14 protein-coding genes are annotated in these 14,249 nt (G+C 54.8%); 4 read left to right on the top strand and 10 right to left on the bottom strand.

Annotated features, from left to right (window positions below):
• Positions 1-1,221 (top strand): hypothetical protein (locus AC5DDB_RS21930; RefSeq protein WP_491741913.1); only part of this gene is annotated, 1,221 nt, incomplete at its 5' end.
• A gap of 20 nt (positions 1,222-1,241) precedes the next feature.
• Here AC5DDB_RS21930 and AC5DDB_RS21935 read toward each other — a convergent pair.
• The 3 genes from AC5DDB_RS21935 to ypfJ form a co-directional block, all read right to left on the bottom strand.
• Complete coding sequence (locus tag AC5DDB_RS21935) at positions 1,242-3,131, bottom strand: sulfatase-like hydrolase/transferase (RefSeq protein ID WP_491741914.1); 1,890 nt, start codon at positions 3,129-3,131, stop codon at positions 1,242-1,244.
• Between the two features lie 83 nt (positions 3,132-3,214).
• Complete coding sequence (locus AC5DDB_RS21940; RefSeq protein ID WP_491741915.1) at positions 3,215-3,469, bottom strand: hypothetical protein; 255 nt, start codon at positions 3,467-3,469, stop codon at positions 3,215-3,217.
• A 104-nt stretch (positions 3,470-3,573) separates the two neighbouring features.
• On the bottom strand, positions 3,574-4,428 hold the full coding sequence (gene ypfJ, locus AC5DDB_RS21945) for a KPN_02809 family neutral zinc metallopeptidase (RefSeq protein WP_491741916.1): 855 nt from the start codon (positions 4,426-4,428) through the stop codon (positions 3,574-3,576).
• 282 nt (positions 4,429-4,710) lie between these two features.
• On the opposite strand from ypfJ, the gene guaB reads away from it, so the two are divergent.
• Both guaB and AC5DDB_RS21955 read left to right on the top strand, forming a co-directional pair.
• Complete coding sequence (gene guaB / locus AC5DDB_RS21950; protein ID WP_491741917.1) at positions 4,711-6,195, top strand: IMP dehydrogenase; 1,485 nt, start codon at positions 4,711-4,713, stop codon at positions 6,193-6,195.
• Entirely contained in the window at positions 6,128-6,889 is a 762-nt protein-coding gene (locus AC5DDB_RS21955) for a hypothetical protein (protein ID WP_491741918.1), read from the top strand. The genes guaB and AC5DDB_RS21955 overlap by 68 nt, the downstream gene beginning before the upstream one ends.
• Before the next feature lie 111 nt (positions 6,890-7,000).
• On the opposite strand, the gene AC5DDB_RS21960 is transcribed toward AC5DDB_RS21955, so the two are convergent.
• Both AC5DDB_RS21960 and AC5DDB_RS21965 read right to left on the bottom strand, forming a co-directional pair.
• Positions 7,001-7,489, bottom strand: a complete 489-nt coding sequence (locus AC5DDB_RS21960) for a hypothetical protein (RefSeq protein ID WP_491741919.1) — start codon at positions 7,487-7,489, stop codon at positions 7,001-7,003.
• Between the two features lie 125 nt (positions 7,490-7,614).
• A complete protein-coding gene (locus AC5DDB_RS21965) occupies positions 7,615-8,361 on the bottom strand; it encodes an endonuclease/exonuclease/phosphatase family protein (protein WP_491741920.1) in 747 nt (248 codons plus the stop codon).
• Positions 8,362-8,741: 380 nt separating this feature from the next.
• On the opposite strand from AC5DDB_RS21965, the gene AC5DDB_RS21970 reads away from it, so the two are divergent.
• Entirely contained in the window at positions 8,742-9,710 is a 969-nt protein-coding gene (locus AC5DDB_RS21970) for a hypothetical protein (RefSeq protein WP_491741921.1), read from the top strand.
• A 110-nt stretch (positions 9,711-9,820) separates the two neighbouring features.
• On the opposite strand, the gene mch is transcribed toward AC5DDB_RS21970, so the two are convergent.
• The 5 genes from mch to AC5DDB_RS21995 all read right to left on the bottom strand — a co-directional run bounded on the left by mch (position 9,821) and on the right by AC5DDB_RS21995 (position 14,225).
• A complete protein-coding gene (mch, locus tag AC5DDB_RS21975; protein WP_491741922.1) occupies positions 9,821-10,771 on the bottom strand; it encodes a methenyltetrahydromethanopterin cyclohydrolase in 951 nt (316 codons plus the stop codon).
• Between the two features lie 108 nt (positions 10,772-10,879).
• A complete protein-coding gene (locus tag AC5DDB_RS21980) occupies positions 10,880-11,386 on the bottom strand; it encodes a hypothetical protein (protein ID WP_491741923.1) in 507 nt (168 codons plus the stop codon).
• Positions 11,387-11,410: 24 nt separating this feature from the next.
• On the bottom strand, positions 11,411-11,938 hold the full coding sequence (locus AC5DDB_RS21985) for a DUF7691 family protein (protein WP_491741924.1): 528 nt from the start codon (positions 11,936-11,938) through the stop codon (positions 11,411-11,413).
• 22 nt (positions 11,939-11,960) lie between these two features.
• Complete coding sequence (locus AC5DDB_RS21990) at positions 11,961-12,644, bottom strand: hypothetical protein (RefSeq protein WP_491741925.1); 684 nt, start codon at positions 12,642-12,644, stop codon at positions 11,961-11,963.
• Between the two features lie 198 nt (positions 12,645-12,842).
• Positions 12,843-14,225: an MFS transporter gene (locus AC5DDB_RS21995; protein WP_491741926.1), complete on the bottom strand. Its 1,383-nt coding sequence runs from the start codon at positions 14,223-14,225 to the stop codon at positions 12,843-12,845.
• Positions 14,226-14,249: the final 24 nt, after the last annotated feature.

Here is a 14,249-nt window from a genome sequence, read left to right on the forward strand (position 1 = left end):
GCCATTGGGTGTGCAGAAGATACAGAACCAACGGCCGAATGGTATGAAGTTGGATACGATGACGGCTTGTTCCTCGAAGTCTGTGAGGAAGATGGCCAGTCCTTCCGCTTGAGGGCAAATGTCCGCGGGCAGTTTCGCTATTCTGGGTTTGCATCGAATAACAGCGTGCCACCGCCACTCGTTCAGCGGGAATCAGCCAACGAGAACCGCAGTGCGTTCGACATCGAACGAGCCCGCCTATTATTCAGCGGACATGCATTCCATCCGGACCTGAAATTCCACACCCAAATCGATGGTGACACCGACGGCAACCAAGTTCTCGATTTTCTGGACTTCTGGTTTTCCGGTCGCGTGAATGAACATCTCACGCTGCTCGCGGGGCGACGCAAGATTCCTGGCGTTCGGCAATGGATGCTCAGTTCGATGGATACGAGACTGGTTGATCGTCCGGTTCCTGTCGATTTCTTCCGCCCCGATCGCACCGTCGGCATTTGGGCATTCGGGGAAATCGGGGAGGACCTGCATTATGAAACGATGGTCGGCAACGGCTACCGGGTTTCGAACTTGGCATCGGGTGAATTCCCGAAGGCGATCGTTGTTGCCGGCCAAGTGCTGTGGACACCGCTGGCTGAATTCGGCGATGGGATTACCGACTTCGAGTACCATGACGAGTTGGCCGTCGCGTTGGGTCAAACTCTGACCTATGGCTCACAATCGGATCGCCGACTTGGAGAGTCACCGTTGCCCGATGTGGATACCGTTCGTGTACTCAACGGGATCCGTGTGGAAGAATTCTTCAACACCTTTGGTCGCGTGACCGGTTTCGATGTGACCGTGTACTCCCTCGATGCCGCCTTCAAATATCAGGGCTTCAGTGCCAACGCGGAATACATTTTCCGGTCGATTGGCGACCTTCGAACAGAATCCGGACTGACTCCATCGGCAGCGATCGATCAACATGGATTCTACATCGAAGGTGGTAAGTTTCTGATCCCGCAATGCGTGGACATCAACGCCCGAATGTCCAAGCTGTACGGTCGACTGGGCACAGCGGCCGAATACGCTTGTGGTCTGAACTATTTTCCGACTCACGATCGGCGGATCAAACTGTCGATCGACGTGAGTCGGCTCATCGACGTCCCCTTGGAAAACCCGAGTAGCGATATCAAAGTCGGCGACAACGGCGTTTTAGTGCGGACGCAACTGCAACTCATCTATTGAGTTTCAAGAACATCGGCAGGCTATGGAACGGTGCGGTTCGTGCCTTCGAGTTCGTTCAAGGCTCGGTTGATCACGCGAACAACGTATTTGCCGTTGGCGTAGAGATTCTTGCGTGGTTTGAGTGCTTGGTGCATCGCATCGAGCACCGGACGGGCTTGCTCGTCGATTTCGTCGAGCACGATCGCCGCATGCAATCGCTCCCATTGGGCACCGTTTTCCAGCACGTCGGTGAGAACCGGCAGGGCCTGCTTTTCCTCGCCAAGACGACACAACGCCCGCGCTGCCGCTACCCTCACGACAAGCGAATCATCATCCAAGCTCGCAATGGCGGCGTCTTTCGCGGAAGCCGCTTCCGAACCGATGTTGCCAATGCCAACGGCTCCCCAGTAACGCACGGCGGCGTCATCGTGATTGAGAGCATTCTTCAGAATCGGTAGAGCACTGGGACCATCCGACGCGGCCGCCGACACTTTAGCCACCTCGGCCGAGAGTTGATCACCGTCGTCTTGTCGAAGGATGGAATACCGATCGCCCAGTTCTTCTTCGCGTTCGACCAAAATCGGTTCGGCGATCAAGCCAGTATCTTTGGTACGTCTGACCCAATCGAAATGAGCCTGGCGTAGGCGTTTGAGTACATCCGCATATTTCGGATCTTTGGCCAAGTTGTGTATTTCGTGCGGATCGGTTTCAGTGTCGTACAGTTCTTCGACGGGTTTCGTTGCGGCGAAGTTGAGTTCGGCGGCTGGCGGAAGTTCACCGGCCTCGTGAACGCGACGCAACTCCTGCATCGTCGCCCCCTTCTCCGCGGTATTCATGTATTGATAGTACGTCTTCAGCGGTTCGTAATTGCGAATGTACTGATACCGCTGATCACGAACCATGCGAATGATGTCGTAGCGTTCGTCCATCCGATCGCGGGCACCGAAGACATAGTCCCGCGTTGCCGGTTGATTCGTACCAAGAAACGCACGTCCCTGAACGTGGTCGGGAATGGCAACCTTCGCCAAGTTCAAGACGCTCGGACCGAAGTCGATCGAACTCACGAGCCGATCGGTGACGGTTCCCGGCGTAGCGGTGTCATCGGTTCGAAATGCAACGGGCGTGCGGACAATCAACGGAATGCGTGTGCCGGAGTCGTATAACCAGCGTTTCGCCCGAGGCAAACCGATGCCATGGTCCGACCAGAACCAGACGATTGTGTTCTCGTAAAGTCCATCGTCTTTCAGTTGCTGAATCAAATCACCCGCCCAGGCGTCCATCGCGGTGATCAGTTCGTAATTGCGTTTCCAATCCTCGCGGACGATGGGCGTGTCGGGGTAGTACGGCGGCAGCGTGGTGAGTTTCTTTGCATCTTGTCGCTGATCGGCCGAGAGATTCTTAGTGACGCTTTCGTACTTGGATTTCGACGCGATCCCACTTTCATGACAACCGGTGAAGTTGAACACCGCGAAAAACGGTTGCGATTTGTCCGGACGATTCCGCCAATGGGCTTTGCCGCTGGACTCATCCCATGTGCCTTTCGGCGTCACAAATTGATAGTCCTGCTTGGAGTTGTTCGTGCAATAATAACCCGCTTTCCGCAGGTAGGTCGGAAACGGTTTGATCGACTTCGGCAGTTTCGCATTGCCACGCATGTGTTGCGTGCCGAGCGTGGTTTGATACATCCCCATGATGATCCCGCTGCGACACGGCGCACACACACCCGCTGTAGTAAAGGCATGACTGTAACGGACGCCCTCATTCGCGAGTTGATCCAGGTTCGGCGTGATGGCATGGGGATCGCCGTAGCATCCGAGATGCGGGCTGATGTCTTCGGCCGACAACCACACGATGTTCGGTCGCTCCGCCGCATATGCGTTTTGCAACGCCAACGCCAATAGGAAAGTTAATACGATCTGTCGAGCGTGCATGATGCATTTCCAGTCTATGTTCGACGCAGCTAACTCAAACAAATTCCAAAATGAGTGATTCGACCATGTAACTCGCTGACCGACTAGCGATCACTCATATTTTGAAAGAAGGAATAAATAAAAACCCAAACGGTCGTCACCGCGATACCGCCGAGCAGCCCCATCACGATGCTCCAAGAAACCTGTTTGAACAACGGCTGATAGGCTTTGAGAGCGATGCCGTCCGGACTTTTAAAGTTGATTGGAATGCTCCAGTCGGTGGTCACCCAGTAGACGATTCCGACAATGAAAGACGACACGATGAGAATCGTGAAATCGATGACTGTTTTCCGTTCCACAGCCACACTCCTTTGTCTAGCTGTTGTGCTTGTCTAGCTGTTGTGCTGATCCATTGGAATTGTGATCGTAACGGCTTCTGTCTCGCCGTAGACCGGAATCCCATCTACAACTGGTCGTAGGGGAGTTCGAAGAGTTCATCCATCAGGTACAGTTCGCCGGTTTCGAACCCTTTGCGGAACCAGCGGGCACGTTGAGCCGATGTACCATGCGTGAAGTTCTCCGGCACAACGCGTCCCTGGGCTTCTTTTTGGAGCGTGTCGTCACCGATCTGTTGAGCTGCATTGATGGCTTCTTCGATGTCGCCCGGTTCCAAGAATTTCTTGGTTTTCTGACCGTAGTGTGCCCAGACCCCGGCGAGAAAATCGGCTTGCAGTTCGAGCCGGACAGACATCTGGTTCTTGCCTTCGGTTGCCTCGCCTCGTTTCGACCGTGCCATTTGCTCGGTCAGGTTCTGGACATGATGTCCAACTTCGTGCGCGACCACGTAAGCCACCGCGAAGTCGCCGGACGCTCCGAACCGTCGGCTCAACTCCTCGAAGAAACCGAGGTCGATATACACTTTCTGATCCGCCGGGCAGTAGAACGGCCCGACTTGCGAACTGGCGTAACCGCAACCGGAATTGACGGACCCCGTAAACAGCACCAATTCGGGCTCACGGTATTGTCGGCCGAACTGGTCTTGGAACACCTCGTTCCAAACGTCTTCGGTATCCGCAAGAACCACGCTGACGAAGTCCTTAAGTTCTTGATTTTCTTGCTGAGCCGCCGGATTTGGTGGAGCGGGTGCACCGCCACCACCGCCCATTTGCAGCAAGGCACGCGGGTCGATCACGCCGAGCAATACCAAGACAATGATGATGATCGTCCCCAGTCCACCTCCGCCAAGTGCGACTCGCCGACCGGGAGAACCGCGGCGATCTTCCACATTTTCACTTTGCCGTCGTCCACGCCATCGCATCGTCGATTCCTTGCGACCCGTTGATTATGAAACAATTGCACGTTGTCAGTTTGGCGAGTTTCCCAGCGTTCGCAAGCCTGCTTCGAATTCCAGTCCCTGATTTCCGCACGGCAGTTGGACGCATGCGAAAATTGCATTCGGTGATGGCTGGCAATTTGGGGCGAATGTTGCCACAATCTGCTTGAAACCCTTTCCGCTTCGGGATCGCGGTCTATCCAGACTTCTGGATGGATGTCGAAACCGGTGAGGGAAATCGTTTCACCTTCCGATGGAATTCTCGCCATGCAAGACCGCATCGCCTACCGAGGGGTCACTTTCGACGACGTGCTGTTGGAACCGGCCTACAGCGAAGTGATGCCCGCCGAAGTCAGCACGCAAAGCCGCCTCTCACGCCACATCCCCCTCAATGTGCCAATTATCAGTAGCCCGATGGACACTGTCACAGAAAGTGACATGGCCGTTGCGATGGCTCAGGAGGGTGGCATCGGGATTGTGCACAAGAATCTCTCGATCGAGCAGCAAGCTCTCGAAGTCGATCGCGTCAAACGCAGCGAGCACGGGGTGATTGTCGATCCGGTCACATTGCCGCCGGATGCGTCGGTCGGGGAAGCGGCTCGCATTATGGACGAACGCAACATCGGCGGTGTGCCGATTACGCAAAACGGTGTCCTCAAAGGGATTCTGACACGTCGCGATCTTCGATTCCTCGAATCCAAGGACACGCGAATCGCCGACGTGATGACGAAAGACAACCTTGTCACCGCCGCCGCAGACACCGATTTGGCTTCAGCGCAACGAATTCTCTTAGAAAATAAAGTCGAGAAACTTCTGCTGGTTGACGAATCATACCATCTGAAGGGGTTAATCACGATCAAAGACATCGACAAGAATATGCAGTACCCTCGCGCGTCGAAAGATGCTCGCGGTCGGCTGCGGGTCGGTGCGGCGGTCGGGGTGCGAGATTATGAACGGGTGCACGCTCTGATCGAGAAGGGCGTGGACGTGCTCATCGTCGACAGCGCTCATGGCCATACGAAGAACGTGATCGAAACCGTTAAGGAAATCAAAAAACAGCACGATATCGAAGTCATCGCGGGTAACATCGCGACGAAAGAAGGGGCGACTGATCTCCTCAAAGCGGGGGCGGATGCAATCAAGGTCGGTATTGGACCGGGTTCGATCTGTACCACGCGGATTATTTCCGGAGTGGGTGTGCCGCAATTGTCGGCAATTTCTCACGCCGCCGAAGCCGTCAAAGGAACCGATGTGCCTTTGATTGCCGATGGTGGAATTCGGTATAGCGGTGATTTGGTCAAAGCACTCGCAGCGGGTGCCAACGCGGTGATGCTCGGTGGCTTGCTTGCCGGGACCGACGAAAGCCCTGGCGAACGCATCTTGTATCAAGGACGGAGTTTCAAACGCTATCGTGGCATGGGTTCGCTCGGCGCGATGGCAAAAGGCAGCAGCGAACGATATCGGCAAGCACAGGACGATGGGACGGGGGGCACTCAAAAACTCGTTCCCGAAGGAGTTGAAGGACGGGTTCCGTACAAAGGCCCACTCAATGCTCTGCTCTATCAACTCACAGGGGGGTTGCGAGCCGGGATGGGATATCTGGGGGTACGGACGGTCGATGAACTGCGGACGAAAGCCCGCTTCATTCAGATTTCACCGGCCTCGGTGAGGGAGAACCATCCACATGACATTGCGATCACGCAAGAGTCGCCAAACTACACCGCTGAACATTCACCAGCGGATATTCTCTAAAACACGATGCTCCGCTTGGCTGCCGTTAGCGGTTGTGCTAGTGGCGGCGAGTGGGCAATCGGCGTTCGCTCAGTCGGATCTCAGCGATTTGCCGAGCTACAAAATCGAAGCGATTCGCCCCGGCGGCGTGCAGTCGGCTCAATACCAAACCACCGAAGAACGTCGCGATTTGCTGCCCAGCGATCCGAACAAACTCAAGCAGATCACGGAAATTCTGCCCTTCGCAGATTACGAACCCGATCCAGCGACGCGATTGGAAGACCGCACGAAATTCCAATGTCCGCGACCGGATGGTGAGAAATGCAGCGACGATGAAACCATCCGCTGCCCCGATGAAGTTCAACTCGCCGACGGTCCCTACCAAGCCCGGAACATTGCACCGAGCGTGTTCCACTGGGAAGCGTCGAACATTCATTACAACCCGTTGTACTTCGAAGACGTACAACTCGAACGGTATGGTCACAGTCATCACGACATCTTCCAGCCGTTCTTCTCAGCCGGGAAGTTTGGCCTGCAACTTGTCGGTCTGCCTTACCAAGCGACGATCGATCCGGTGTGCAAGAAAATCTATCCGCTCGGCTACTACCGACCGGGTGACTGTGCACCCAAGTTGATCCACCAAATCCCGCTAAACGGTCAAGCTGCGATCAATCAAGCCGCCGTGACCACCGGGATGTTCTTCGCATTTCCGTAACGCGAACGCCTGATGATGTGATGAGGCTTAGCGTGATGATGTGATGAAAAACATGAGAAACGACTCGTCTTCTCACATCATCACATCAGACCTCATCACATTATCATCTTCTCACCCTCGCCATTCACTCTCGACGACAGGTTCATACTGTCCTTGCAGTCGTGACACGGCGTCCGCGGGGTTCATGTTGAAGAGACAACGTCCGCCGGTGCCCCACTGGCCTTTCTGATAGTGAAAGACGGCGGCGGCATCGCGAACCGTACTGACGGCTTCCACCTCTTCCATTCCACCGCCTTCGACCGCTTCAAAGTGCACGTTGATGGCCACGAACGCGGTCAGTAAACCGGTTTGCACATCCCGAGCGAAACTCACACCGTCTTGCCAATCACACTCGACCCACCGCAACCCGCGTGGTTTGCCATTGGCTTGAGCGAGTTGAAAGAATCGGTGTTCGAGGGACTCGCGTTTCAGCCGAAACCGACGAACGGCTTCGTTCAATTCCATTTTTGCCAACCGTTGTCCCAACGGGCCACGCATAAGCAGAAAAGCAACGAGGCTTAGGACAATTATCCCGATCAGTATTCCGATAATCCATTCCATCGCCGTGCCCTCCGCCTCAGCTTTCCGATTGGATCCCCAAAAGTTCTAGCGTAACGCCCCGACAGTAATCTGTCTCCATCAATCGAGGTCTCTGACCAAGAACTGGCGATGATTGCGACTGGCCTTCACGCTCCGGCGACAATCTTTTCTAATGCCGTTTCACCGATGTGGAAGTCGATAACCAGCGGCAAATGATCTGATGCGACTTTCGACAGCCGTGTTCGGACGATGCGGGCATGTCGGACGTGGACATCGCCACGAATGAATGCCTTGTCGAGCGATCCCACCGCCATGTACGCCGGGAACGAACGGAAGCGGGAAATGGGCGTGGTCACTTGCGAGAAATCCCCGCTAGCGAACACGGAATTCGCGAGCGTGTTCCGCCAGTCGTTGAAGTCGCCAATGATCATCGCGGGCAGCTCACAACACTCCTGACACGCGTAGTGTTTTAGAAAGTAATCGACCTGCCAACGACGTTCTTTCTCCAGCAATCCGAGATGCCAATTGACCAACTGAAACGGTCCCTCGGGAGATTGAATCACTGCCGCCTGTGCACCGCGGGGCTTACGTTTGTTCAGACGAAGGGAAATCTGGTGTCGGGTTTCGATAGGCCAACGCGACAAGATCAAGTTGCCGTACCCACCCGTTTTCAAGTTGACGTTTAACTGGTACATCGACTCTTCTAACTTGAAGTAGTCGGCTAACAATTTGGGTTGGTCGTGGTACTTCGACCGTCGCACGTTGGTGTCAACTTCTTGCAGGCAGATCAAGTCCGGGTTTTCTTCCTCGATCACTTCGATAATACGTTCCAACCGATACAACCGGTCGCGTCCGCCGATTCCCTTGTGAATGTTGTAACTCAGTACCCGCATCCGTTGTCTCGTTTTCGAAGCATGATGTGTTATTGCAACCCTTACGACCGTCAACACGGAAGGAGAAGTCCCGTGTCTCTCTCGCGAACCATCCCGACTTGAGCCGACGATCCCCAATTTATGAGCTAGGCTACCGCAACGGTTTGAATATCAATTTTTAATCGTAGCATTCTCCAAAATTGACGTCTGAGAACGGGCCAATTCTCAGTTTCACTTGGGGGGTGCTATTGTGCCATGAACATGGGAAACGTCGTAGCGTGGAACATGTCCTTCTTCGAAAAACCCTAATCTTAGATAAAGTTCGAGAGAGAACGTTTCGAACCAACCCGAGGCGTTAGGCACATTGTTTATCTTCGCGAATGGAACCAAAGCGAAATCTGATGGACCCCAGCTTCCCCTCAGCCGAATCGGCTCAGCCCGATCAGATCGCCGAGTTGACGCAGCAAGTGCGTGAACACGAAGCGACGATCGAGACGTTGACCGAATTCCTTGAATGGGCAGCGAGTCGACTGGAAGAAGCGGACATTCCGCCACCAGCGGAACCGGCTGAACAGATTGCGTTTCCCGCGGACATGGTGGAAAGCCAATGGCAACTCACTCAACGCTTCGCGGAAGTGGTCGATCAATGGCGTGAAGCTGACACGCCCGCCAAGATTGCGCGACTCAGCGAGGAGATCTCCGCGGTCCGTGAGGTGGCGGCTCGCTGGTTCGATGAGGAATTGGGGCGACGTCCGTCAGTCAATGAGATGCCGTCTAGCTTCTTAGGTTCCCCAGTTCCCAGGAACGAAACTCCGACCGAAAGCGCCAGTTCGATCAGTTGGGCGGCATTGAAGGCAGAGATGCTCGGGGAAGACCCGCCGCCTCTTGAAGAAACAGACGAACCATCCCCGGCCGACGAGCAAATCAATCTTCAAGAAGAATTGGAAATACTCGAACGACGCCCTGGCCCTGTCGATGCCGCTCACGCAGACCGCATGGTGCTACAGACGGCTGTCGAGGAGCGCGAACGCTATATTGTGTCACTCATCCGCACGCTTCGCATTTTCAAAACCCGGGGTCGCGGTCCGATCGATGAACTCCCGTCGGAGCGATTTTCCGACGAGCAACGCGAACGAATGACCGATCTCGAAAACACCCTCAACCAAAAATTGCGTCAAGGCGAAGTCGAACTTTCGATGGAACGGGCTCGCGTGGGCCGATTGGAATCACGGATTCGACAACGAGAGTCGGAAATCCAGAGGATTTTGAAACAACGCGATCAAGGTAAGGGCAACGGCAGCGAATCCGATACCCGAGACCGCCGTTGGATGCGATTTATCAACCGTGCCAAAGGCGACGGGGCTGGTTGAGAACGTGGATGGAAGTTGGCAGGTAGACGATCACAGTTTGCTACTGGACCATTCTTTGCCGTCCTTCATCGTTACCATGAGTGTCGGTCAAACCTAATTTCGGAAGTCCATTAAGACAAACCGAACGACGTCTTTAGCACGTCTTCGTTCGTCTGCCCGAAGCGGAAGACATGACCGGTATCGAGATTTTGGAACACGATTTCCGCTGGACTGAATAGCAACGGGTCGATCTTGTAGAAATCGTGACCGGCGGCTTTGAAGATTTTGGCGAAAGGTTGGCCATAATCGTCAGATGCGGAGGCCGGTACCTTCGGTCCAATCTCTTGCAGTGATTCGTCGTCGCCCGTCACCCACAGCGTAACACGCCCGCCATACAAAATTGCATCGTTCGTGCGTCCCAGACCACTGAGAAAATCGGTCGCCACCGGCGGCAACGGAGCCGTTCCGATTCCGCTGCGGATCCGTTTCACGTCGAACCCGACTTCGTGCAACTTATGGAGTGCCGTTTCCACAGAACGGGCCACGATTTGCACATTGCCAGCTTGGCTGGCGGTCGGGGCCACCGCCAGCGTAATTCGCGGCGAACCGCCGTGTTTCTCGGCGAGATAATCAAAGACTTCCGTCGTGGGCAACGCATCCGTTTCTAACACGCCGACAAGATGCTCACTCGACTCCCGAAATTCGAATTCGTCGAACAATGGTTCTTGCGAGGCTGCCGCCCGCATGGGTCCGGAGCCCATCCCGAAGAACTTCTCGACCGCAACACTCCAACCCGCGTATTGACTAAACAAACACGCGGGCACTGGTTGATCGGTTCGTACGGCAATCGTTGGCCAATCCATCCCCGCGAGTTCACTGGTTGTCAGCGAAACGTCCGACAAGTCGGCCATGCAAATCCGGCTCAGCAGCAATCCCGCTTCTAAACCCCCGATCGTTTCGACACCGAAGTCCCAAACGGTGTACCGATCTGTCACGGGATGGTTCGCAATCCGCAATTCGTCACAACGTTCGGCTGTCGAGCGAAGCAAATTTGCGGATCGGGCATTGAGGGCAAGGCTCATTCTTCAGCTTCCTGCGTCAGAGACATCAGCGTCGGTCAAGCTGTGCTTGACTACTTCTAGGATTCGAATCGGTGTTGTCAAGATCGTCGTTGTCAGGCACAGTCTGACCTATTTTTCGGAGACGTCGTCTTTGCCGAGATAGTCGGGCAGATCCTGAGGTTGGAAACGCAGCCGAATATCTTGCTGACAACAATCGCAGGGTTTGATTTCGTACATGGGAATCGAACAGATGTCGCACCAGTAGTCGGTATACATTCGCTGGCCGTCTTTGTCGAAGGTGAATACCATCAGCACCTGTAAGTACGGCAGCCCATCGCGTTTGTAACCGACAAGTTCCACCTTGCGATCGCGTAACCGCTTGTCCTGGTAGAACGCACGCCCCCGCCAGTCTGCGACGATGGGCAGCAACTCGCCATTCGGCGTTTCCAAAGCGACTTGCTCTTTCATTTCCGCGAATGCCGTGATGCCTCGTTTCTCCAAGGCGTCTTTGACAATCACAACCTGCCCACGGAACAGTTCCTTTTTCGGCGTGGGTTTGGTGTCGGTTTCCGCCATGACGTGGAAATGGCTCAACGGCAGCGTTGCCGCGAGTATTAAGAATAGTTGGCACTTCATGGGGCTAACTTCCGTCCATGACGATCAGTAATAGAATGTCACAATGGCCAGGTTTTTCTCCGCCGCTTCGTTCACGCAATTTGCGTAAGCTTCGCGAGCTTCTTCGATGTCTTCATCCATCGGGAATGACAAATCGATGGACCTCAACCGATTGGCTTCCTGTTTCACTTCATCTGCCGTCAGAAAAGCAATGAACGGAAATCCCTGGTTGGCTGGTATGTCGATCGGACAGCGAAAAGTCTCCAGCGGCGATTGCAATTCCAATGGTTCCAAATCGCCAATCATGTCGTCGTCGGGAAGCCATTCGCCGATTGTTGCACACATCAGCTTAAACGCGTAGCCATATTGATGGTCGGCATTCGGGTCGAACGGCCCGCCGTTGATAATCGCAGCAAGCGCTTCGCCGGCCGTTGGTTCGGAATCGTCAAGGTTGTGCTCGAACGATTCGGGATCGGCTTGCTTGGCCGTAGCCAAGATGTCGGTGTCGCGTTCGGTGATGATCTTGTGGACCTGATCCAAGTCCACTCCGAACATCATGGTCGAATAGCCCATGTCTCGCCTTTCTCCATCAAAACTACACTGCGGATTGGCCGACCACGACGATTTTCACGGGCACCTTTTGGTTTTTCTTACCACCGATTTCCGCAGGAACGCCGGCTTCGAAAATCCAGAAATCGTTGTCTTCATCGTGGGTGAGTTTAGCGTCTTTGGATTCCGCCTCTGGCAACAGTGAGAGAATCGCCGGATGCGTGGACCCGGCGGCGTCCGCACTCTTTTGGTTGAGCGAGTCTTTCATTTTGATCTTGGCCGGGTCCTGGTCGACTTTCGCGGGCAATGCCAACAAGAAGTCGGCGGTCTCGCTGGTGCCGATGTGATTGCCGTCCATCGGCTGTTGACCGTAACGCAGCGTGTACGTGCCCGGCTGGAGTTCTTGACCACGAAAGTCGGTAAACTTCGACCCCTTCGGCACATGGATCGCCCCGATGAGTTGGCCATCTTCGAACGGATACTTTACGTAGAAACCCGGTTCGAAATCAGCCGGAATCCCGGTGAGTTTCGCGAACCAGACCGTGACCAAATCACCTTCACCGGTTTGGATGTTGTGCCCGGCCTTGTCGAGGACGGCAGCAACTTTTTCAGAAAGTCCTTCCGGAGTGGTGTTGACGGACTTCACCGACGGTTTGGAATCGGCAGCGAAAGCAGCCACGCAGACTAAGCAGCACGCAAAAATCGTCAGCAGAACGGAACGAGTCGGCATGGATTGTCCTCTCGGCTCGGCGGATTTCGTGAAATTGTTACGTTCCATTTTAACCGGCCAATTAGCACATCACACCCCTACCCCAGAAAAACCATCCGAGACCACGTTGCCAAAGCACCACCAATCCGTTGATCGGGCGAGAGGCATGGGCAAGAAGACGCGCCTTCGTCCATGCAACGGTTTATACGGCTTTAGTCCCTAAGCACTAGGCTCTGGTTCTTCGTTGGTGTCTTGCCGGGTATCGACTTTGGCGAATTGCCAGAAGATCACAAGAAGCACGGCGACGATCCCGGCTGGCATGGCAAAGAAGAGTGAGAAGTTCGCCAAATCTGGCGTCGTGAGTTGGCAGATTCGTCCCAGCCAACCGGCGAGAAGAAAACCCAACGGCAATGCGATTCCAAGTGTCAGAAATGCGAAAATATTTTGGGCGGTCGCTTTAGTGTCGGGCGGACACCGACGGTCCAAATACAGTTGCACCACGATGACGAGAAACACGTGGCAAACTCCATGCAAACTCACGCCGAACATCACAACGGCGATCGGCGTATTGGCGGCGAACAGGACGTACCGGACGAGCCATGCCAACATTCCAAGCGCGAACGTTGTTTTCGCCCCCCATCGTTTCAAACACCAGTGAAGCAACGCCAGACACGGAAACTCAGAAACCTGCCCGACCGTCATGACCGCCGGCACCCAGTGACCGGAGATGCCGAGATGTTCTAACAAGATCGGTACTGCAAGACTGTATGTCGGCACGACGAGGGCCATCGCGAAACTAATCGCGATCAACAATGTGAATTGCGGATCGAAGAACAGCCGCATGACAGACACCAACGCGAACCGCTCACGCATCTTCATACGATTCGCTTTGCGTTCGGCTCGGGACGGTTTCTCGGTTCGTACGTGCAGCGGCGGCGTTTTCGGTAGGAAGACACAAAACGCCGACAGGGCGAACGAAAGAATCGCGGCGATGTTGAAGGCGTCGTCGCTCGACGGTGAGCCGAGGAAGTCGAACACCGTTCCCGCTTCGTGAAACAACACTCCGCCACCGGGAAACGTCTGAAACAGCCAGACGGAGAATTCACGTTGCCCTAACCATAGCGACAAACCCAGGCCCGCCAATACCCAACCGACAGTGCCCCAAATCCGTATCGAACCGAATTGGGAATCCGGATCGTTGAGGTGTCGAAACGTCAGCGAACTCGCGAGTGGAATCGTGGGAAAATACGCGGCGGCATAGACGGCGATCAAACCGAGCAGCACTGGGAAGTTGTCCTGCGTTTCCGCATAGACCCGAGCCGCTTCGGGAATGTGAGTCAGAGTGAAGCCACCGAGGAAATGAGCGATCGCTAGGTATTTTTCGCTGTGCATCCAGCGATCGCAAACCTGCCCGACCACCAATGGAGCCACTAACAACCCCAATGCCGCCACCGCCATCAGTTGCCCGAGTTGTTGGGCATCGACACGATGTTCCGTGAAGTACAACGGCAAATAAGTGAGCGTCGACCCCGTAATTCCCCATTGCAACGCCCATAGCACCGACAATCGCCAGCGAAGAGATCCAGAGATGGGCGAAGACATGGAGACAAAGTCCGTTGTGGTTTG

Source organism: Thalassoroseus sp. (assembly GCF_984380535.1).

Bases quoted from the DNA above. Each gene is read 5' to 3' on its own strand.
- AC5DDB_RS21935 (WP_491741914.1), bottom strand. From the start codon at position 3,131: ATGCACGCTCGACAGATCGTATTAACTTTCCTATTGGCGTTGGCGTTG.
- ypfJ (WP_491741916.1), bottom strand. From the start codon at position 4,428: ATGCGATGGCGTGGACGACGGCAAAGTGAAAATGTGGAAGATCGCCGC.
- guaB (WP_491741917.1), top strand. From the start codon at position 4,711: ATGCAAGACCGCATCGCCTACCGAGGGGTCACTTTCGACGACGTGCTG.
- AC5DDB_RS21955 (WP_491741918.1), top strand. From the start codon at position 6,128: ATGACATTGCGATCACGCAAGAGTCGCCAAACTACACCGCTGAACATT.
- AC5DDB_RS21960 (WP_491741919.1), bottom strand. From the start codon at position 7,489: ATGGAATGGATTATCGGAATACTGATCGGGATAATTGTCCTAAGCCTC.
- AC5DDB_RS21965 (WP_491741920.1), bottom strand. From the start codon at position 8,361: ATGCGGGTACTGAGTTACAACATTCACAAGGGAATCGGCGGACGCGAC.
- AC5DDB_RS21970 (WP_491741921.1), top strand. From the start codon at position 8,742: ATGGACCCCAGCTTCCCCTCAGCCGAATCGGCTCAGCCCGATCAGATC.
- mch (WP_491741922.1), bottom strand. From the start codon at position 10,771: ATGAGCCTTGCCCTCAATGCCCGATCCGCAAATTTGCTTCGCTCGACA.
- AC5DDB_RS21980 (WP_491741923.1), bottom strand. From the start codon at position 11,386: ATGAAGTGCCAACTATTCTTAATACTCGCGGCAACGCTGCCGTTGAGC.
- AC5DDB_RS21985 (WP_491741924.1), bottom strand. From the start codon at position 11,938: ATGGGCTATTCGACCATGATGTTCGGAGTGGACTTGGATCAGGTCCAC.
- AC5DDB_RS21990 (WP_491741925.1), bottom strand. From the start codon at position 12,644: ATGCCGACTCGTTCCGTTCTGCTGACGATTTTTGCGTGCTGCTTAGTC.
- AC5DDB_RS21995 (WP_491741926.1), bottom strand. From the start codon at position 14,225: ATGTCTTCGCCCATCTCTGGATCTCTTCGCTGGCGATTGTCGGTGCTA.